The organism is Streptomyces sp. S186 (assembly GCF_051603415.1).
GTDB lineage: Bacteria > Actinomycetota > Actinomycetes > Streptomycetales > Streptomycetaceae > Streptomyces.
This window is the reverse complement of record NZ_CP193932.1, coordinates 6904699-6926796: the sequence shown is the minus strand read 5'-3', so window position 1 is coordinate 6926796 and position 22098 is coordinate 6904699. Positions and strand designations below refer to the sequence as shown.

3 protein-coding genes and 1 pseudogene are annotated in these 22098 nt (G+C 75.8%); all 4 read right to left on the bottom strand.

What is annotated here, in order from left to right:
• Positions 1 to 101: 101 nt before the first annotated feature.
• Positions 102 to 1478, bottom strand: a complete 1377-nt coding sequence (locus ACRAS8_RS29875; protein ID WP_438489088.1) for an MFS transporter — start codon at positions 1476 to 1478, stop codon at positions 102 to 104.
• Positions 1475 to 2812 (bottom strand): serine hydrolase domain-containing protein, encoded by a 1338-nt coding sequence (locus ACRAS8_RS29870; protein WP_438489087.1) that lies wholly within the window; start codon positions 2810 to 2812, stop codon positions 1475 to 1477. Before ACRAS8_RS29870 ends, ACRAS8_RS29875 begins: the two co-directional genes overlap by 4 nt.
• Before the next feature lie 3 nt (positions 2813 to 2815).
• On the bottom strand, positions 2816 to 13789 hold the full coding sequence (locus ACRAS8_RS29865; RefSeq protein ID WP_438489086.1) for an amino acid adenylation domain-containing protein: 10974 nt from the start codon (positions 13787 to 13789) through the stop codon (positions 2816 to 2818).
• Positions 13786 to 22032: pseudogene (locus ACRAS8_RS29860) on the bottom strand (amino acid adenylation domain-containing protein); the annotation flags it as partial. The pseudogene ACRAS8_RS29860 and the gene ACRAS8_RS29865, both read right to left, overlap by 4 nt.
• Positions 22033 to 22098: the final 66 nt, after the last annotated feature.

Here is a 22098-nt window from a genome sequence, read left to right as displayed (position 1 = left end):
GGCCCGGGACCCCCTGCACCGAGGTCGCGCGGACATCTCCAAGTGATGATCTCCGAGCATCGCCGGAAGCGGAGGGGCGTTCCACCTTCTTTCCCGTGGAGTCAAGTTGGCAGGTCGGCACCCGCGGGAGCCGGGAAGCGGCGCAGGGTCGGGCTGAGGGTGGCGGCGAGTGCGACCATCAGCAGGCAGCCGGCGCAGAGCAGCACGGCGGTGACGCCGCCGCCGGCCAGCCCGGTCAACGCGCCGCCGAGCGCCGGGCCCAGCACGCCGGCGCCCCCGGAGCAGAAGCCGGCGACCCCGCTCATCCGGCCGCGCAGGGCGTCCGGGGTGACCGTCAGCTGATGAGTGAGCACAGTGGTGTTGGCGAGCGGGGCGAGGAAGGCGAGGACCGCGAGCAGTCCGCCCTGGGGCAGGCCGGCCGGCACCAGCGCCATCACGGCGGTGGCGGCCACCGCGGTCCAGGCGAAGCCGAGGAGGATCACCGGTGGCCGGACGGCGGTGTGCAGCCGGGCCGCGAACAGCCCGCCGAGCAGTCCGCCCACGCCGAAGCAGGCCATCGTCAGGCCCAGTTCACCCGGCCCGACCCGGTCCTCGCCGGAGAGCGCCAGCAGCACGATCAGCAGCGCGCCGAACACCAGGTTCGTGACGAGCATCCAGGCCATCGTGGTACGGATCACCGGCTGCCCGAGGACCCAGCGGAATCCGGCCGCGAAGCCGGCGCCGGTCCCCGGCACGTCACCGGCCACCCCCTCCCGGTCTGCCGCCTCCCGGTCCGCGGGCCGTCGTTCCGCACGTTCGCCGGTGCGGCCGCGGGGCAGCCGCAGAAAGCACAGTGCCACCGACGACAGCACGAACATCGCCGCGTTGGCCAGGAACGGGCCCGACGGCAGTGCCGCGAAGAGGAAGCCGGCGACGGCCGGGCCGACCAGGGTGGCGACATAGGGTCGGGCGGCGTTGCGGGCCACCGCCGTGGAGAGCTGGGCGGACGGCACCACCTGGGGCAGCGCCGCGTGCTCGGCCGGGTCGAAGACCGAGCCGAGGAAGCCGTCCGCCACCACGACCAGCAGCATGTGCCAGAACGCGTACCGGCCCAGCAGCAGCGCCCCGGCCAGGCTCGCCATCCCCAGCACCCGCAGCAGCTGGCAGCCCAGCATCAGCCGCCGGCGGTCCCAGCGGTCGGCGAGCACCCCGGCCGGCACCACCGCGATCATGTGCGCGGCGGCCAGCGCCGCGGACGCCAGACCGAGCTGCACCGGCGACCCGTGCCGGGCGAGGATCAGCAGCGGGACGGCCACCGCGGCGATCTCCAGGGCCAGTTCGGACAGCAGCTGGCTCGTCCACAGGACGTTGTAGTCGCGGTTGCGGGACAGCGGGACGGCCGGGCGGCCGGGCCCCGCCCCGGTATCGGCACCGGCACCGGCATCCATGACCTCCGCTGGATCCGTGGCGTCCGTCGCGTCCCTGGGCACCGCGGTCATGCCGGGCCGCTGTCGTCGCCGGTGCGGGCGGCCAGCCGGCCGGTGATCTGGAGGTAGTCGATCCGTTCGGTGAGCGGATCGGCGACGAACCGCCCCGGCGAGCACGTACCGCTGCCCAACTCCCGCATGACGAAGCGGAGTCCGGGGTCGCACAGCAGCTCGGCGCGCGGCGCGCCGCCGAAGCCGAGCAGCAGCCCGCCGCCGGCCGCGCGGGTCACCTCGAACACGGTGTCGCCGTTGGCGTACCGGCCCAGGCAGCCGGCCGGGGCGGGTATCGGCCCGGCGGGCGCCCCGGGCTCCGGCCGGTCCCCGACCGGCAGGCCCAGCTCCCGCAGCCGGGGCGCCAGGTCCGCCCACAGCCGCGCCCCCGTGTTGGCGTTCGCGGTCAGCGCCACCGCGCTGCCGTTGGACGGGTCGAACCGCAGCGAGCAGTGCGTGCCGTCGCCGGTGCCGTCATGGCCGTAGACGTCCGCCGCGCCGTCGTCGTAGCGCGCCCAGCCCAGCCCCCAGCCGTCGGCCATGCCGTACGGGCCGACGGCGATCGAGGAGAGCTGGTCGAAGCACATGTCGTCGGCGGTCGCCCGGTCCAGTGGGGCCGGGTCCGGGCAGCCCGCGAAGTACCGGCGGGCGAAGGACACCAGGTCCGCGGCGCTCAGCGCCAGCCCGCCGTTGGGCAGTTCCACCTCGGGCAGGTCCTGCTCGGCGACCGACAGCACCCGGCCGCGGGCCGCCTGGACGGCGTGCCCGGCGGCCACCGGGCGGCCGGTGCGCTCCGGTCCCGCGACGAACGCCGGCCGGATGCCCAGCGGTTCGAGCAGCACCGCGCCGACCGCCTCCTGCCAGGTCATCCCGGTCACCGCCTCGACCAGCCGGCCCACCACCACATAGCCGACGTTGGAGTACGAGAAGACCGTCCCCGGCGGATGCGCCAGATCCTCCGTCCGACAGTGGCGGGCCACCCACCGGGCGCGGTCGCCGGTCCCGGCCGTGCCCTCCGGCACGTCGGAGGGCAGGCCGGCGGTGTGGCTGAGCAGCTGCCGCAGGGTGACCAGGCAGCCCGCGCCGAACTCCGGGAGCGGGCCGTCCAGCGGATCGTCGAGGTCCACGTCCCCGTCGGCCACCAGGATCATCGCCAGGGCGGCGCCGAACGGCTTGGTCAGCGAACCGGCCGGGAAGGCCGTGTCCGCTTCCACGGGCGCGCCGGTGGCGGTGTCGGCCACGCCGGTGTGCACCAGGAAGCGGTCCCCGCCGTGCAGGACGGCGAGTTGCGCACCCGGCACCTGGTGGCGGGCGGCCAGCTCGGCCAGGACGCGGTGCAGTCTGTCAGGGTCCATGGGTCAGCGCTCCTGGACGTGTCGGGCGAGGGCGCGCAGCGCGTCGGCGAAGTCGTCGGCCACCTTGGCGACGGTCGCCCGGTGGTGCACGTTGCGCGAGAAGTACCAGGTGAAGCGGAGCCGTCCGGCCTGGACGGCGCCGACCACCTCAAGCGGGTGCCGGACCACCTCGTCCGGTCGCTGCTCGCGGCCGATCGGGTCGCCGAAGGCGTGGTAGAGCCGGCTCTCCCCGGTGCGCTGGGCCTCGTCGGCCTGCCCGTGGTAGTTGAACACCAGCTGGGCCGGGGCGCGTTCGGCCAGCGCGGCGCCGGGCGAACCGGCCGGGCCGAGCCGGCGCAGCGCGCCGTAGCCGAAGCCGTTGCCGGGCAGCGCCCGCAGCTGCCGGCGCACGCTCTTGACGAGCGCGGGCCAGTCGTCGGGATCGTCGCCCACGTCGAGCGCGACCGGGTACTCGGTGGTGAACCAGCCGACCGTACGGGACAGGTCGAGGTCCTCGAAGAGCTCCTCCCTGCCGTGCCCCTCGGTGTCGAACACCACCCGCCGCTCGCCCGTCCAGCGGGACAGCACTCCGGCCAGCGCGGCGAACAGCACCTCGTGGAAGCGGGTACGGAACACCCCGGCGGACCGGCGCAGCAGCACCTCGCTGAGGTCCTCGGGCAGCTCCACCGTGACGGTCTGCACGGACTCCACCACCGCGGGGCCGGTGCCGTCGCGGGGGACCTCGGTCGCGGGCGGCAGCCCCTGCCAGTACGCGGCCTGGGCGTCCAGCGCGCCGTCGGCGACGTGCCGGGCGAGCCGGTGCGCCCAGCGGCCGAAGGTGCTGCCGGGGGCCGCCAGGGACACCGGTGCGCCACCGTGGGCCTGCGCGTAGCCCTCCTCCAGATCGGCCAGCAGGATCCGCCAGGAGACGCCGTCGACGACGAGGTGGTGGGCGGTCAGGAACAGCGCGGGACGCTCCCCCGGCCCGAAGGTGAACAGCAGCGCCGCGAACAGCGGGCCGGAGTCCAGTGCCAGCCCGGCGTCGGCCTCGGCGGCCAACTCGTCCATGGCGGCGGCCCGTCGGTGTGCCGGTACCTCCGACAGGTCGTGCCGCCGCAGGACATCCGCCGCCCGCGGCGCGGTGGCGTACTGCCGCCATGCGCCGGCCTCGCGGACGAAGCGGTGGCGCAGCGCCTCGTGCCGGTCGACCAGCGCGGTCAGCGCCCGGCGCAGCGCCGCCTCGTCCGTGCCGGCGTGCAGCTCGACGAGGACGGACTGGGTGAAGTGGTGCGGGGCGAGCGGGACGCCGGCGAAGTAGTCGTGCTGGGCGGGGGTGAGCGGGATCGGGCCCGCCGACGGGGCGTCCTCGGCCACCGGGGCCGGGGCGGTCTCCGCGGGCCCCGCCGGGGCGCGTTCCGTGGCCACGGCGGCCAGCGGCCGGATGCTCTGGTGGACGAACAGGTCCTTGGTGGTCACCGCCAGGCCGGCCTGCCGCATCCGCTGGACGGCCTGGATGCTCAGCAGCGAATCGCCGCCCAGCTGGAAGAAGTTGTCGTCGGTGCCGACCCGGGGCACGCCCAGGACGGCGGCCCAGATCTCCGCCAGGGTCCGTTCGGCGTCGGTGGCGGGCGCGCGGTAGGGCGCGGCCGCCTCCTCTGCCGCGTCGTCGTCCGGTTCCGCGTCCGGGCCGTCGTGCCCGGCCGGTCGGGTCACCGGGGACGCCGCCGGGTCGGCCGGGTCCGCCGGCACCAGCTCGGCCGCCGGGCGGGGGTCCTCCGGCGCCGCGGCGAGCAGCGCCAGCAGCCGGCCGGCCAGCCGTTCGACGGTCGCGTCGTCGAACAGCGCGGTGCTGTAGCCGATCGCGGCCCGCAGGCCGTCCGGCTGGTCCACGAAGTCGAAGCTGAGGTCGTGGCTGACCTCGTCGCTGACGTACGGGACCTCGGTGACCGTCAGGCCGGGCAGCGCCGGGGGTGCCGAGCGGTCCGTCTCCAGCCCGACGAACACCTCGACCAGCGCGTTGCGGCTCGGGTCGCGGCGCGGCCGGAGCTCCTCCACCAGCCGGTCGAACGGCACCTCCGCGTGCTCGAACGCCTCCAGCACGGTGCCGCGCACCGACTCCAGCAGCTCGCCGAAAGTGTGGTCCGGCTCGACGGTGGAGCGGATCGCGACGGTGTTGACGAACAGCCCCACCACGCCTTCGAGTTCCTGCCGGGGGCGGCCGGCGGAGGGGGTGCCGACGACGATGTCCGGCCGGCCGGTCCAGCGGGCCAGCAGCAGCTGGACCGCGGCGGTCAGCACCATGAACAGCGTCGCGTCGTGGCGGCGCGCCAGCTCCTTGAGGCCGGCTGCCACCCGCGGCTCGATGTCCACCAGCAGCATCCGGCCGGCGGAGCTGCGGACCGCCGGCCGGGGCCGGTCGGTGGGCAGCGCCAGCGGGCGGACCCCGGCGAGCCGTTCGCGCCAGTAGGCGAGGTGGCCGTCCAGCGCCGGCCCGGACAGCATCCGGCGCTGCCAGGCCGCGTAGTCGGCGTAGCCGAGGGGGAGTTCGGGCAGGGCGGGGGCGGTGCCGGCCAGCTCCGCGGCGTAGAGCACGCCGAGTTCCTCGCAGAGCACCGCCATCGAACCGCCGTCGGTGGCGATGTGGTGGATGACCAGCAGCAGCAGGTGGTCCCGGGCGCCGAGCCGGAAGAGTTCGGCACGCAGCACCGGGCCCTCGGCCAGGCGGAACGGCCGGGCCGCGGCGCGCGCCACCTCCTCGCGCAGGGCGTCCTCGCGCCGCTCCGCCGGCACCCCGGACAGGTCCGTACGGGCGCAGGGCACCTCGGCCGCCGGGTGCACGATCTGGCGGGCGCCGCCGTCGACGGCCTCGTAGGTGGTGCGCAGCGCCTCGTGCCGGGCGACGAGCCCGGTCAGCGCCCGCTCCAGCGCCCCGGCGTCCAGCGCGCCGCCGAGCCTGAGGCCGGTGACGATGTGGTACTCGCTGCTGTCCGGGTCGAAGTCGTGCAGGAACCACTGGCGTTGCTGGGCGGACGACAGCGGCAGCGGGGCAGCGCGGTCGGCGCGGGTGAGCGGCGGGCCGGCGTCCTCGGGGGGCGCCTGCCGGCCGAGGGCCGCGGCGAGCGCGGCCACCGTCGGGGTGTCGAAGAGCTGGCGGGGCGAGGGAGCCACGCCCAGGGACGCCCGGATGCGGGAGATGACCCGGATGCTGAGGATCGAGTCGCCGCCCAGCTCGAAGAAGTTGTCGTGCACGCCGACCCGTTCGACGCCCAGCACCTCCTGCCAGATGCCGCACAGCAGCAGTTCGGTGCCGTCGGCGGGCGGGGCGTACGGCCGGGCCGGGTCCTGGCCGCCGGCCGGGGCCGGCAGGGCGCGCCGGGCGACGGTGCCGCTCGGTGTCATCGGCAGCGCGTCCAGCACCACGTAGGCGGTGGGCACTGCCGGGGCCGGCAGCCGCTCGGCGGCGAACGCCCGCAGCGCGCCCGGGTCCGGGGTCCGTCCGGCGGCGGGCACGACATAGCCCACCAGGCGGGCCGGCCCGCCGTCGTCCCGGCGGACCGCGGCGGCCGCCGCCACGACGTCCGGGTGCCGGGCCAGCACGGCCTCCACCTCGCCCAGTTCGACCCGGAAGCCGCGGACCTTGACCTGGTCGTCGACCCGGCCCAGGCATTCGAGGTTCCCGTCGGCGCGCCAGCGCGCCAGGTCGCCGGTCCGGTACATCCGGGCGCCGGGCTCCGGCGCGAACGGGTCGTCGAGGAAGCGTTCGGCGGTCAGCTCCGGGCGGCCCAGATAGCCGCGGGAGACGCCGTCGCCGCCGATGTAGCACTCGCCGACGACGCCGGTGGGCACCGGGCGCATCCGGGCGTCCAGGACGTAGATCCGGGTGTTGGCCAGCGGCCGGCCGACGGGGACGAACGCGGCGTCCCCCAGCGGGTCCCGGCCGAGCTGGAAGACCGTGGAGTCGACCGTGGTCTCGGTCGAGCCGTAGGCGTTGACCAGCACCGTGCCCGGTGCCAGCCCGTCGAGGATCTCGGCGGCGGCGTCGGCCGGCCAGCCCTCGGACCCGACCATCAGCACCCGCAGCGCCTCCGGCCGGATCCCGCGCCAGGTCAGCTCGGCGACCACCGCGCGCGCCAGCGTCGGCACGGTCACCATCAGCTGGGCCTCGCTCGCCAGCAGCAGGTCGGTCAGCGCCACCTGGTCGGCGACCGCGTCCTGCGGGCAGATCACCATCGTGCCGCCGAAGAGGGCGGAGAGCAGGAAGTCGCTGAAGAAGAGGTCGACCGAGATGCTGGAGACCGACAGCGCCCGCGGCCGCAGGGCGGCCAGGCCGTACCGCCGGTCCCAGCCGTGCAGCATGTGGTGGACGTGCCGGTGCTCGACCATCACGCCCTTGGGCCGGCCGGTGGTGCCGGAGGTGTAGATGACGTACGCCAGGTCCCCGGGCGTGACGGCGGTCTGCGGCGGTCCGGTGGGAAGCCCCCGGAGCAGCGGCTGTTCGCGGTCCAGGCAGACCGTGACCGCGTCGTACCCGGCGGTGCGGTCGAGCAGCCGTTCCTCGGTCACCACGACCGGGACCGCGGCGTCCGCCAGCATGATCCGCAGCCGTTCCGCCGGATAGGCCGGGTCCAGCGGCACGAACGCGCCGCCGGCCCGCAGCACACCGAGCAGCGCCACCACGGCGTCCACCCCGCGGTCGGCGCAGACCCCGACCAGGGTGCCGGGGCCGACGCCCAGGCCGACCAGGTGGTGGGCCAACTGGTTGGCGCGGGCTTCCAGTTCGGCGAAGGTCAGCCGGCGCTCGGCGTCGGTGACCGCCACCGCGTCCGGGGTACGGGCGGCCCGCTCGGCGAACAGCTCGTGGACCGGCCGGGGCGGCGGGAAGGCGGCGGCGGTGTCGTTCCACCGCACCAGGAGGCGCTCGCGCTCCGCCGCGTCGAGCAGCGGGAGGTCGTCCATCGGGGTGTCCGGGGCGGTGACGATGCCGTCGAGCAGCGTCGCCAGGTGCCCGGTCAGCCGGCGCACGGTGGCCTCGTCGAACAGGTCCGGGTCGTAGCCGAGGTTGAGGTGCAGCGTGTCGGCCGCATACGCGGTCAGGGTGAGCGCGTAGTTGGTGACCTCGTCGCCCTGGAACGTGCCCAGCCCGAGGCCGTACCCGGCGGCGGCGTCGCCGTCGTAGGGGTAGTTCTCGAAGACCACGATGCTGTCGAAGAGGTTGGTGCCGGCCGGGACGCCGCTGGCGCGCTGGATCTGCGCCAGCGAGACGTGCTCGTACTGCCGGGAGTCGAGCTGCGCGCCCTGGAGGTCGCGCAGCCACTCGACGGCCGGGGTGCCGTCGATCCGCGCCCGCACCGGAACGGTGTTGATGAACAGGCCGGCCATCGCCTCGGCGCCCGGCAGGGTCGCCGGCCGGCCGGAGACGGTGGTGCCGAAGCAGACGTCGTCGGCGCCGGAGTAGCGAGCCAGCAGTGCCGCCCAGGCGCCCTGCACCAGGGTGTTGACGGTCAGCCGGGCCGCCCGGGCGGCCTCGGTCAGCCGGGCGGTGCGCTCGGCGGACAGCGTGACCTGCACCTCGCGGGAGGAGCGGGTGCCGTGCGCCTTCACCGGCTGCCGGTCGTAGGGCAGCGGGGTCGGCACGGTGAAGCCGTCGACCACCGACCGCCAGTGGGCCCGCGCCGCCGCCTCGTCCTGTTCGCCCAGCCAGCGCACGTAGTCGCGGTACGGGCGGCGGGCCGGGGCGGCGGTGCGCGGGCCGTCGGTCAGCGCGGCGTAGCCGGCGCACACCTCCGACAGCAGCCCGGCGAAGCTCCAGCCGTCCATCAGGATGTGGTGCGAGGTCCAGTACATCTGCACCGCGGTGTCGGTCAGCCGCACCAGGGTCAGCCGCAGCGCGGGCGGCTGTGCGAGGTCGATGACGGTGTCGGCGCGCCGGGCCCACAGCTCGTCCAGCGTCGCCTGCCGGTCCTGCTCGGTCAGCGCCCGCAGGTCGTGGTGGGTCACCGGGACGCGGGCGGTGCGGTGCACCACCTGCAGCGGCTCGGCGACGTCCTGCCAGACGATCGCGGTGCGCAGCGCCGGGGTGCGGTCCACGACCTGCTGCCAGGCCGCGGCCAGCGCCCCGGGGTCGGTGACCCCGTCGATCCGGACGCCGAAGTGCCCGGTGTACGGGTCGCGTCCGGACTCGCTGAGCGCGTGGAAGAGCATGCCGCTCTGCATGGGCGTGAGCGGGTAGACGTCCTCGACGGCCCGGCCGTCGCCGGCGATCCGGTCCACGGTGGGTTGGTCGAGGGCGGCCAGCGGGAAGTCGGAGGGGGTGGCGCCGCCGGAGCCGGGCTCGGCGCAGTGCGCCACGATCGCCTCCAGCGCGGCCATGAACGCCGCCGCGAGCCGCTCGACGGTCTCCGCGTGGTGCCGCTCGGTGGAGTACGTCCAGGCGAACTCCAGCCGGCCGCCGGTCACCTGGCCGTTGATCTCCAGCAGGTGGTGCCGGCGCTGGCCGGCGGCCCGTTCGGCACCGGGGCTGTCCAGCAGCGCGCGGGCCAGGCCGCCGGGTCCGGCGGTGGCCTCCAGCCGGCCGAGGTAGTTGAAGCCGACCTCCGGTTCCGGGCCGGTGGCGAGCCGGGTGCCGGGTCCCGCGAGGTGGCGCAGCACGCCGTGGCCCAGGCCGTTGCGCGGTATCGCGCGCAACTGCTCCTTGACGCTCTTGAGGACCGTCCCCCAGTCGCGGTCGCCGGGCAGTCGCAGGGTGACCGGGAAGACGGTGGTGAACCATCCGACGGTGCGGCTGAGGTCGACGTCGTCGAAGAGGTCCTCCCGGCCGTGGCCCTCCAGGGCGACCAGGACCCGGTCGCCGCCCGTCCAGTCGGCCAGCACCCGGCCCAGCGCGCTCAGCAACACGTCGTTGATCTGGGTGCGGTACGCCTCGGGCACCTGGCGGAGCAGGGCGTCGGTGGCCTCGGCGGAGAGCCGTGCGGTGACCGTACGGGCCGAGCCCGCGGTGTTGCCGTCCGGCGCGCCGGTCACGTCCGCCGGGAGCGGTGCGGCCTGGCGTGCGTCGGCCGACGCGGCTTCCCAGTACGGGAGTTCGTCGCGCAGACCGTCCTCGGCGGCGTGCCGGGACAGCCGGCGCGACCAGTCGCGGAAGGAGGTGGTCCGGGGGCCCAGGTCGACCGGCCGGCCGGCCAGGGCCTGGCGGTAGCCGGTCTCCAGGTCCGCCAGGAGGATGCGCCAGGACATCCCGTCGACGACGAGGTGGTGGGCGACGAGGTACAGCCGGGCCGGCCGGCCGGCCCCCAGGGTGAACAGCCGGGCGCGCAGCAGCGGTCCCGCGGCCAGGTCGAAGCCGCGCTGGGCGGCGTCGATCGCGGCCGCCATCGCGGCGTCCTGGGCCTGCGGGGCGAGGCCGGACAGGTCGACGGGGACGAGGATTTCGCCGGTCTCGGCGGCGGCGTGGTGCAGCCGCCACCGGTCGCCGTCGGGCTCCGCGCGCAGCCGCAGCGCGTCGTGGTGCGCGGTGAGCGCGGCCAGCGCGGTGCGCAGCGCCGCGTGGTCCGGGTCCTCGGCCAGCTCCAGGTACAGCGACTGGTTGAACTGCTCCAGGCTGGCGCCGAGGGTGTCGAAGAACCAGTGCTGGATGGGGGTGAGCGGCAGCTCGCCGGTGACCGGCCCGTCGTCGGCCGGTTCCGGCGCGACGGCCTCGGCCTCGGCGACGGCCTCGGCGGCCAGGTCGGCGATGGTCTGCCGCAGGAAGGTCTGCTTGGCGGTCACCCGCAGTCCGGCGGCCCGGGCCCGGGCCACCACCTGGAGGCTGAGGATGGAGTCCCCGCCCAGGTCGAAGAAGTTGTCCTCGACGCCGAGGTCGTCGACCCCGAGGACCTCCGACCAGATGCGGGCCAGGGTCCGTTCCGCCGGGGTGCGCGGGGCGACCCGGGGGGCGTGGCCGGTCCGGCGCAGGTCGGGGGCCGGCAGCGCCCGCCGGTCGACCTTGCCGTTGGCGTTCTGCGGGAGGCGGTCCAGCAGGACGACGACCGAGGGCACCGTGTGCTCGGGCAGCGCCGCGCGGGCGAACTCCCGCAGGCGGGCGGCGGCGTCGGTGTCCGCGGGGCCCGTGGGGGCGGCCGGGACGGCGTAGGCGACCAGGCGGCGGGTGCCGCGCTCGTCCTTGTGGACAGCGGCGGCCACCGCCGTGACGCCGTCGTGGCGGGACAACACGGCCTCGACCTCGCCGAGTTCGATCCGGAAGCCGCGCAGCTTGACCTGGTCGTCGGTGCGGCCCAGGTAGTCGAGGTCGCCGCCGGGCAGCCAGCGGGCGCGGTCGCCGGTGCGGTACATCCGGCTGCCGGGCGGGCCGTACGGGTCGGCGACGAAGCGTTCCGCGGTCAGCGCGGTACGTCCCAGGTAGCCGCGGGCCAGGGCGATGCCGGAGAGGTACACCTCGCCGGGGACGCCGGCCGGCACCGGGCGCAGCCGGTCGTCCAGGACGCTGACCCGCAGGCCGGGCAGCGGGCGGCCGATGGGGACCGCGGCACCGACGGTGCCGGGGGTCAGCGGGCGGCTCATGCTGGCGCAGACGGTGGCCTCGGTCGGGCCGTAGGCGTTGATCATGCGGTGGTGCGCGGACCAGGCGCGGGCCACCGCCGGCGGGCAGCTCTCGCCGGCCACGATCAGCGTCAGGTCCGCGGGCAGCGTCCCCGGGGTGAGCGCGGAGAGCGCGCCGGGCGGCAGCGTCACATGGGTGACCCGGTATGCGGTCAGCACCTCGGTGAGCGGCGGGCCGGGCAGGATGCGTTCCTGGCCGACGACCACCAGCGCGCCGCCGGACAGCAGCGCCATCCCGAACTCGGAGAAGCCGGCGTCGAAGCCGAGGGCGGCGAACGACAGCACCCGGGCGCCGGGACCCGAGCGGAAGTGCGCCGACTGTCCCGCCGCCAGGCCGTGCGCACCGGCGTGGGTGACCACCACGCCCTTGGGGCGGCCGGTCGAGCCGGAGGTGTAGATGACATACGCCGGGTGTTCGGGCAGCAGCGGGGCCGGCAGCTCGTCGGCGGTCAGCGGGGCACCGTCGTACCGGGCGGCGCCGGCCTCGGGGCCGTCGAGCAGCAGCGCGGGCGCGCCGAGGTCGGTGCCGCCGTCGAAGCCGGACACCGTGAGCACCAGCAGCGGGCGGGCGTCCTGGACCATCAGCCGGTTGCGTTCGGCCGGGTTCCTCGGGTCCAGCGGCAGATAGGCGGCGCCGGCCTTGAGGACGGCGAGGATCGCCACGACGGTCTCCGCGGAGCGCGGCAGCGCCAGCGCCACCAGCGTCTCCGGGCCGGCGCCGCGGGCGAGCAGCAGCCGCGCCAACCGGTTGGCGCGGGCGTCCAGTTCGGCGTAGCCGACGGTCTCCTCGTCGGTGACCAGGGCGTCGGCGTCCGGGGTGCGGGCCACCTGCGCGGCGAAGAGTTCCGGGATGGTGCGGGGCGGGCGGCCGGGGCCGGAGTGCGGCCACTCCTCGGTCACCTCGCGGCGCTCGCCGGCCGGCAGCACGGCCAGTTCCGCCACCGGGACGGCGGGCCGCGCCGTCAGGTCGTCGAGGAGGGTGAGCAGCCCGGCGGCGGTGCGGGCGGCGGTGTCCGCGTCGAACAGGTCGGTGTTGTAGGTGAGATGCCCGTCGAGGCGGCCGTCCCGCTCGGTGAAGTCGAAGGCCAGCTCCATGCTGGAGGTGACCACCGGCGGCAGCAGCTCCTCGACCCGCAGGCCCGGGATCTCGGTGCCGGCGCGCGGGGTGTTGTGGAGGTTCACCGCGACCTCGGCCAGCGGCGGCCGGCTGGGGTCGCGCTCCGGCCGCAGCGCCTCGACGACCCGCTGGAACGGCACGTCCTCGTGCGCGAAGGCGTCCAGGACGGTGCCGCGCACGGCGGTCAGCAGCTCGGTGAACGGGCGGTCCTCCGCGATGCGGGTACGGAGCACCAGGTTGTTGACGAAGAAGCCGACGAGGTGCTCGGTCTCCGGGCGGCCGCGGCCGGCCGCCGCGGTGCCCACCGCCAGGTCCAGCTGCCCGGTCCGGCGGGACAGCAGCAGCTGGACCGCGGCGACCAGTGTCATGAACAGGGTGGCGCCGTGCGCCCGGCCCAGGGCCCTGAGCCGGGCGGTGAGCTCCTCGGGCACCTCGAAGGTGTGCAGCGCGCCGGCGCTGGTGCGCACCGGCGGCCGCGGGCGGGTGGTCGGCAGGTCGAGCGGGGTCAGTCCGGCCAGCGCGTGGCGCCAGTGGTCGAGCCCGGCGGCCAGCCGCTCGGCGGTCAGCCGGTCGTGCTGCCAGGCGGCGACGTCGGTGAAGCGCACCGGGAGTTCGGGCAGCCGGGCCGGCTCCCCGCGTACCGCGGCGGTGTACAGGGCGGTCAGCTCGCCCTGGAGGACACCCGTCGACCAGCCGTCGGTGACGATGTGGTGCAGACCCAGCGCCAGGACGTGGTCGTCGGCGGCCAGCCGGATCAGCCGGGCCCGCAGCACCGGGCCGCGGCGCAGGTCGAACGGGCGCCGGGCCTCGGCCAGCAGCAGGGTGCGCAGCGCGTCGTCCCGCTCGTCGTCGGCCGCCGCCGACAGGTCGACGAGCGGGAACTCCGGCTTCCCGGGCGGGTGCACGGTCTGCCGCGCCCGGCCGTCAAGGGAGTCGAAGGTGGTGCGCAGCGCCCCGTGCCGGGCGACGACGCCGGTCAGTGCCCCGGTGAGGGCGTCGAGGTCGAGCCGGCCGTGCAGCCGCAGCACCCGCAGGGTGTTGTACTCGTTGCTGTCCGGTTCGAGTTCGTGCAGGTACCACAGGCGTTCCTGGGCGGGCGAGAGCGGGACCGGGCCGTCGTGCCCGAGGCGCGGGATCGGCTCGGCGCCGGGCGCCGCGGCCGCCTTGCCGGCGAGCCGGGCGCGCAGCAGCTCCCGGGCGTGGGCGGGCAGCGCGGCGGTGCGTGCGGCCCGGGACGCCGGGGCGGTGGTCGGGTTCTCGGGCTGGTCCGCTGCAGAGCTGGTCATAGGGCGCCGCCTCCGACGGCTTCTTCCAACTGCGCCAGGATCGTGTCCTCCAGGCGCTCGGCGAGTGCGGCGATGGTGGGAGCGTCGAAGAAGTCGCGGGGCGAGACCTCCACGCCGAACGCGCCGCTCATCCGTGCCATCAGGCGCAGGCTGGTGACGGAGTCGCCGCCGAGGTCGAAGAAGTTGTCCTCGACCCCGACCTGGGCGAGGCCCAGCAGCTCCGCCCAGAGGGCGGCCAGGGCCTCCTCCGTGGGGGTGCGGGGGGCGACCGGTGCGGCGGCGGCCCGGCCGGCCGGGTCCGGTGCGGGCAGCGCCCGGACGTCGACCTTGCCGGTGGGGCCGAGCGGCAGCGCCGCCAGGGCGACGAGGGCCGACGGCACCATGTAGCCGGGCAGTTCGCCCGCCAGGGCGCGCAGCAGTGCGGTGGTGTCCGCCGCCGCGCCGCCCGCCGGGCCGGCCGGGTCCGTGACGACGTAGCCGACCAGCCGCTTGTGGCCGGTGCCGTCGTCCCGGGCGATCACCGCCGCCTCCGCGACGCCGGGCTGCCGCAGCAGGGCGCTCTCCACCTCGGCGGGCTCCACGCGATAGCCGCGGATCTTGACCTGGTTGTCCACCCGCCCGGCGAACTCCAGCCGGCCCTCGGGGGTCCAGCGCACCAGGTCGCCGGTGCGGTAGAGGCGGCTGCCGGGCGGGCCGAACGGGTCGGCGACGAAGCGCTGGGCGGTCAGGTCCGGGCGGCCCAGATAGCCGCGGGCCAGGCCCGCGCCGCCGAGGTACAGCTCTCCGGTGACGCCGACCGGTACGACGGCCAGCCGCTCGTCCAGGACGTAGCAGCGGGTGTTGGGCACCGGCGGGCCGAGCGGTACCCGGCGGCCGGCCGCCTCGGGGTCGACGCGGTGCAGCGCCACCGACAGGGTCGCCTCGCTGGGCCCGTAGATGTTGAACAGCCGTCGCCCGCGCGCCCATTCACGGGCGAGCTCGGGCGCCAGCACGTCGCCGGCCAGTCCCAGGCTGCGCACGCCGGGCAGGGCCGCCGCGTCCAGCACCGCGGCCACCGCGGGCGGCAGCGTCAGCGCGCTGATCGACTCCGCGCGCAGCTGCTCGGCGAGCCGGGCCGGGCTCTGCCGCGCCTCGGGCGTGGCGATGACGAGGGTGGCGCCGGACGCCAGCGTCAGGAAGACCTCCCAGACGCCGCCGTCGAAGCTCATCGTGTAGAACTGCAGCATCCGGCTGCCGGGGCCGAGGTCGTAGAGCCGGATGGCCTCGGTGACGATGTTGAACAGCGAGCGGTGCTCCACCATCACCCCCTTCGGGCGGCCGGTCGAGCCGGAGGTGTAGGTGACGTACGCCAGGTCACCGGCGTCGCCGGGGCCCTCCGGGGCGGTGTCCGGCTGTGCGGCGACGGCCGTCAGGTCCCGGTCCAGGCAGACCACGCGGGCGTCCGTCGGGGGCAGTTGGGCCCGCACGTGTTCCTGGGTGAGCAGGACCGCGGGGCGGGACTCGGCGAGCATGGCGGCCAGCCGCTGCGCGGGGAACTCCGGGTCGAGCGGGACGTACCCGGCGCCCGCCTTGAGGGTGCCCAGGATGGCAACCACGACCTCGATGCTGCGCTCCACGGCGATCCCGACCAGCGCGCCCCGGCCGGCGCCGGCCGCCCGCAGGTGGTGCGCCAGCCGGTTGGCCCGCCGGTCCAACTCGCCGTAGGTCAGCCGCCGTTCGCCTTCGACGACGGCCACGGCGTCCGGGCGGGCCGCGGCGCGTGCGGCGATGACCGTGTCGAGCCGGCGGTCGACCGGGTACGCCGAGGCGGTGTCGGTCCAGGTGTCCACGATGGTGTGCCGCTCGGCCGCGGTGAGCCAGGGCAGCTCACGGACCCGGCGGTCGGGGTCGCGGGCGGTCTCCGTCAGGAGGGTGCGCAGGTGCCCGGTCAGCCGCTCGACGGTGCCGTGGTCGAACAGCGCGGTGTCGTAGGCCAGCACCACGGACAGTTCGTCGCCGGCGTACACGATGGCGTTGAGCGGGTAGTTGGAGGTGTTGCTGGCCTCGATGGCGTCGAGCCGGAGGCCGTACCGGCGGGCGACGCCCACCTCGGCGGGGAAGTTCTCGAAGGCCAGCACGGAGTCGAACAGCGCGCCGTCCGAGCGCTCCGGGGCCCATCCCTGCACCTGGGCGAGGGAGACCTGCTCGTGGTCGCGTGCCTCGGCCTGCTCGTCCTGCACCCTGCGCAGCCAGGCCGGCAGGGCGGCGTCCGGATCGACCTCGACGCGCACCGGCAGGGTGTTGATGAACAGTCCGATCACCGACTCGGCGCCGGCCAGGTCGTCCGGGCGGCCGGCGACCGTCGCGCCGAACAGCACGTCCCGTTCTCCGCTGTACCGGGCGAGCAGCAGTGCCCACAAGCCCTGTACGACGGTGTTCAGCGTGACCCCGGCGCGGCGGGCGACCTCCCCGAGCCGGGCGGTCTCCGCGGCGGACAGCCGCAGCGTGCGGGTGGCGTCGGGGGCGGCCCGGTGGGTGCCGGTGGGCGGCCGGTCGTAGGGCAGCGGGGTGGGCGACTCGCGTCCGGTGAGCGCCGCCCGCCAGTACGTCTCGGCCGCGGCGCCGTCCTGGGCGGCGAGCCAGGCGACGAACTCGGCGTAGGTGTGCCGCTCCGGTGCGGTGTACGGCACGCCGTCGGCGAGCGCGGCGTACTCCCCCAGCACCTCGGCAAGCACCTGGAGCGCGCTCCAGCCGTCCAGCAGCAGGTGGTGGAAGGTCCACACCAGTTGGAGCCGGCCGGCGCCGAGCCGGGCGAGGGCAAGCCGCATCAGCGGCGCGCGGTGCAGATCGAGGCCGCGCGCCCGGTCCTCGGCCAGGTGGCGGGTGAGCGCCGCCCGCTGCCCGGTCTCGTCCAGCGCGGTCCAGTCCAGGTGTGCCACGGGTATCCGCGCGCCGGACCGCACGACCTGGAGGGGTTCGGCCAGCCCTTCCCAGAACAGGTCGGTGCGCAGCACCGGGGTGCGGTCCACCACGCGCTGCCAGGCGTCGGCGAGCAGCTCCGGTGCGTGGATGCCGTCCAGCACGAAGTGGAAGTGCTCGACGTACAGGCCGCGTTCGGTGTCCATGAGGTTGTGGAAGAGCAGCCCGCTCTGCATGGGGGTGAGCGGGTAGGCGTCCTCGGCCGGGGCGCCGGTGGCGCCGAGCCGCGCGATGCCGGCCGCGTCCAGGCCGCTCAGGGCGAACGCCCGCTCGGCCGCCTTCCCTTCCGGTTCGGCGGGCCGCCGGTCCACGGTCACGGCCGGGCCGAGCGCGGCGATGGTCTGCAGCCGGAAGAGGTCCTTGGACGCCAGCCGCAGACCGGCCTTGCGGGCCAGCACCGCGACCCGCAGCCCGGCGATCGAGTCGCCGCCCAGGGCGAAGAAGTTGTCGTGCACGCCGACCCGTTCGACGTCGAGCACCTCGGCCCAGACGGCGGCCAGGGCTTCCTCGACAGCGTTGCGGGGCGCGGCGTAGGCGGTGTCGGCCGCGGCCGGCTCCGGGTCGGGCAGCGCCCGCCGGTCGATCTTGCCGTTCGGGGTCAGCGGCAGCGCGTCGAGCACGACGAAGGCGGACGGGACCATGTACTCCGGCAGTACGGAGGCGAGGTGCGCGGCCAGTTCCTCCGGGTCGGGTGCCGCGCCGCGGTCGGGGACCACGTAGGCGACCAGTGCGCGGCGGCCCGGTGCGGGCTCCCGGACGGTGACGAAGACCTGCGCGAGCTCCGGCCGGCGGGCCAGCGCGCTCTCGATCTCGCCCAACTCGATGCGGTAGCCGCGGAGTTTGACCTGGTTGTCGGCGCGGCCGAGGAAGTCCAGGGTGCCGTCCGGCAGCCAGCGCACGATGTCGCCGGTGCGGTACATCCGCGTCCCGGGCGGCCCGAACGGGCAGCCCACGAAGCGCTCGGCGGTCAGGTCGGGGCGGCCGAAGTAGCCGCGGGCCAGCCCCGCGCCGGCGAGGTACAGCTCGCCGGGCACCCCGACGGGGGCCGGGCGGAGCCGGTCGTCGAGGACGTAGGCGGCGGTGTTGTAGAGGGGGGCGCCGATGGACGGCAGGCCGGTGGGCGCGCCGGCGCCGAGCGGGGCGACCGCGGCCTGGGTCGCGGCCACCGTCGCCTCCGCCGGGCCGTAGGCGTTGACCAGCGTGAACGGCAGCCCCGGCTGCGGCCGGCGGCGCAGCGAGTCGCCGATGACCATGAGGGTGCGCAGCCGGGTCCCGGTGATCGCCGGGACGTCCAGCAGCGATTCGATGCGCGGGGTCGGCAGATAGGCCACCGTGGTGCCGTGCGCGGTGAACCACTCGACCAGCGCCGTCGGGTCGTCCAGCGTCTCCTGGTCGGGCTGGTCCACCCGGGCGCCGGCGCACAGATACGGCCACACCTCGCCGACCGCCACGTCGAAGGCGAGCCCGACCACCGAGGAGCCCCGGTCGTGCGGGCCGATGTCCCAGGCGTCGTTGTGCCAGGCGCAGTAGTCGGTCAGCGCGCCGTGCGGCACCGCGACGCCCTTGGGGCGGCCGGTGGAGCCGGAGGTGTGGACGATGTACGCCAGGTCGTCGGGGCCGGTCGGGACCCCGGGGTCGTCCGCGGGCCGGCGGGCGATCTCCGGTGCCGCCGCGTCGAGATCGACGACGGCGGCCCCGGTGGCCGGGAGCCCCACGGCCCGCTCGCCGGTGGTCAGCAGCACGGGCGTGCCGGTTTCCGTCAGGAGCTGACCGAGCCGCGCGGCGGGGGTGTCCGGCGCGGTCGGCACGTAGGCGCCGCCGGCCTTGAGCACCGCGAGCATCGCCACGACCAGCTGCGGCCGGCGGTCGAGGTGCAGCACCACCGGCGTGCCGCGGCCGACCCCGAGACCGATCAGGAAGCGCGCCAACTGGTTGGCGCGGGCGTCGAGTCGGGCGTAGGTCAGGGACTCCGTGCGGTGGGTGACGGCGAGTGCGTCGGGGGTGCGGCGCGCCTGCTCGGCGAACTGGCGGTGCACGCCCAGCGTCGTGGGCAGCGGGGTGGCGGTGTCGTTCCAGTCGTGGAGCACGGTGCGGCGCTCGTCGGCGGTGAGCAGCGGCAGGTCGTGCAGCGGGGTGCCCGGGGCGGTGCGGACGGCGTCCAGCAGCACCCGGAGTTGGCCCGCCAGCCGCTCGATCGTCGCCGCGTCGAACAGGTCGGTGTTGTACTCGACCGAGACCTCCAGCGCGCCGGCCCGTTCGGTGACGTCGACCGTGAGGTCGAAGATCGCGGCCGGTCGCGGCAGCGGGACGGTCTCGGTGCGCAGGCCGGCGAACTCCTCGGCGGCTGCTGGGGCGTTCTGCAGCAGCAGCATCGCCTGCACCACCGGGGTGCGGCTCGGGTCGCGCTCCACGCCCAGCGCGTCCACGACGTGGTCGAACGGCACGTCCTGGTGGGCGAAGGCGCCCAGTACGGTCTGGCGCACCTCGCCGAGGAAGGCGTCGAACGGCAGCTCGCCGCGGACGTCGGAGCGCAGCACCACGGTGTTGATGAACGCTCCGACCAGGCGCTCGACCTGGGGGTGGTCGCGGCCCGAGACGGCGGTGCCCAGGGCGATGTCGCGCTGCCCGGACCAGCGCGCGAGGAGGACCTGGAGCGCGGCGGTCAGCGTCATGAAGAGCGTGGCGCCGTGGGCCGCGCCGAGCTCCTTGAGCCCGGCGACCAGCCGGCGGTCCAGGGTGCAGCGGTATGCCGCGCCGGCGGAGGTCCGTACCGCGGGCCGGGGCCGGTCGGTGGGCAGCTGCAGCGGGGTCACCCCCGCCAGCCGGCCGCGCCAGTAGTCGAGTTGCGGCGCCAGCCGGCCGTCGGCGGCGAGGGCGCGCTGCCAGGCGGCGTAGTCCCCGTAACGGACCGGCAGCGGCGCCAGGTCCACGGGGACGCCGCGGCATGCGGCGTGGTAGCGGGTGCTCAGCTCGTCGGTGATCAGCCCCATCGACCAGCCGTCGGTGGCGACGTGGTGCACGCCGATCACCAGGACGTGGTCGCGGTCACTGCGGCTGATCAGCAGCACCCGCAGCACCGGCCCGGCGGCCAGGTCGAACGGCCGGGCCACCTCCTCGGCCAGCAGCCGCCGTTGGGCATCCTCCAGCTCCGCGCCGCTCAGCGCGGTGAGGTCCCGCACGTCCAGCGGCACGGGGTGGCCCCCGGCCGGGGCGATCACCGCGGTGGGGCGGCCGTCCCGGGACAGCACCGTCGTGCGCAGCGGCTCGTGACGGGCGATCAGCCCGGCCAGGGCGGTGCGCAGCGCCGCGGTGTCGAGGGGGCCGCGCAGCCGCAGCGCGGAGTGCACGTTGTACTCGACCTCGCCCGGGTCGAGTTCGTGGAACAGCCAGAACCGCTGCTGGGTGAAGGACAGCGGCAGCGCGCCGGTGTGCGGCGCGGCCGGTATCCGCCCGTCCTGTCCCTCGCCGGCCGCGGCGCGGCGCCGGGCCAGCGCGCGGACCGTGGGGGCGGCGAAGAACTCGGCGGCGGTCAGGTGCAGTCCGAGGGCGGTGCGCATCCGCGACAGTACCCGCACCACGGACAGCGAGTCGCCGCCCAGCTCGAAGAAGTCGTCCTCGGCGCCGACCTGTTCGGCACCGAGCACCTCCCGCCAGATACCGGCCAGCGCCTCCTCGGTGGCGCCCTCCGGAGCGCGGTAGGCGGCGTCGACGCTGTCCTCGCGGGTCGGCGCGGGCAGCGCCCGGCGGTCCAGCTTGCCGTTGGCGGTCAGCGGGAAGGCCGGCAGGGTGTGGAACGCGGTGGGGATCATGTAGCCGGGCAGCCGGGTGGCCAGCGCGGCGCGCAGCCGGGACGGCGTGGGGCGGCCGGCGCCCGACGGCACGACGTACGCGACCAGCCGGCGCTCGCCCGACGCCTCGTCGCGCACGACCACGGCGGCCTGGTCGACCGAGGGGTCCTGGGCCAGCGCGTGCGAGATCTCACCCAGCTCGATCCGGAAGCCGCGGATCTTGACCTGGTCGTCGCTGCGCCGGAGGTATTCCAGACCACCGTCGGGCAGCCGCCGCACCAGGTCGCCGGAGCGGTACATCCGCGCCCCGGGCGGGCCGAACGGGCAGGCCACGAAGCGCTCCGCGGTCAGCCCAGGCCGCCCCGCGTAGTTGCGGGCCAGGCCAGGACCGGCCACGTACAGCTCGCCCTCGGCGCCCACCGGCACCGGCCGCAGGTCCTCGTCCAGCACATGGAAGGCCAGGTCGGGGAGGGCGACGCCGACGGCGCTGCCCGCGGCGCGGGCCGCGCTCTCCCGATCCAGCGCCAGGAAGGAGGCGTGCACCGTGGTCTCGGTGATGCCGTACATGTTGACCAGCGTCGGACCGCCGGCGGTCCCGTCGTCGTGGCGCTCGTACCAGTCGGCGAGCTTGCCGAGGTCCAGCGCCTCGCCGGCGAAGACGACGTAACGCACGGCGAGTTCGGCGCCGAGTTCGGGGTGCTCCCGGTCGGCGGCCATCAGCTGGTAGAACGCCGACGGCGTCTGGTTGAGGACGGTCACCCGCTCCTCGACCAGCAGCCGCAGGAAGTCGGCGGGGGCTCGGGTGGTGGCGTGCGGGACGACCACCAGCCGGCCGCCGTGCAGCAGCGCGCCCCAGATCTCCCAGACCGACACGTCGAAGGCGAAGGAGTGGAACAGCGGCCAGACGTCGTGCTCGTCGAAGCCGTACCAGTGGGCGGTGGACGACAGCAGCCGCGCGACGTTGCCGTGCGGGACGACCACGCCCTTGGGCCGGCCGGTGGAGCCGGAGGTGTAGATGACGTAGGCCGGGTTCTCCGGGGAGCGGGGGCCGGCCGGGACGGGCGCGGCGTCCGCCCCGGTCGCGCGCCGGGCCGCGGCCTCGGCGGCTTCGGTGGCCTCCCGCTCCCAGGTGGCCATGACCAGCCAGTCCGTCCCGGCCGCGGCGGGCTCCCCGGCCAGGGCGTCCCGGAGGTCCTCGGTGGTGACCGTCGTCACCGGGCGGGCGTCGCCGAGGATGTAGGTGATGCGGTCGGCCGGGTACTCCGGGTCGATCGGGACGTAGCCGGCGCCCGACTTCAGCACCGCGAGGATCGCCACGACCAGGTCGGCGGAGCGGGGCAGCAGCAGCGCGACGAACCGCTCGGGGCCGGCCCCGCGCGCGGCCAGCACGGCGGCCAGGCGCTCGGCCCGGTCGTCGAGTTCGCGGTAGCTCACCGCCCGGCCCTCGAACACCACCGCCGTGCGGTCCGGTGTCCTCTTCACCTGCTCCGCGAACAATGCGTCCAGGCGGTGCTCTCGCCACTCACCCATGGAAAACCCCCTCAGCCGACGTGGTCGTTGGTG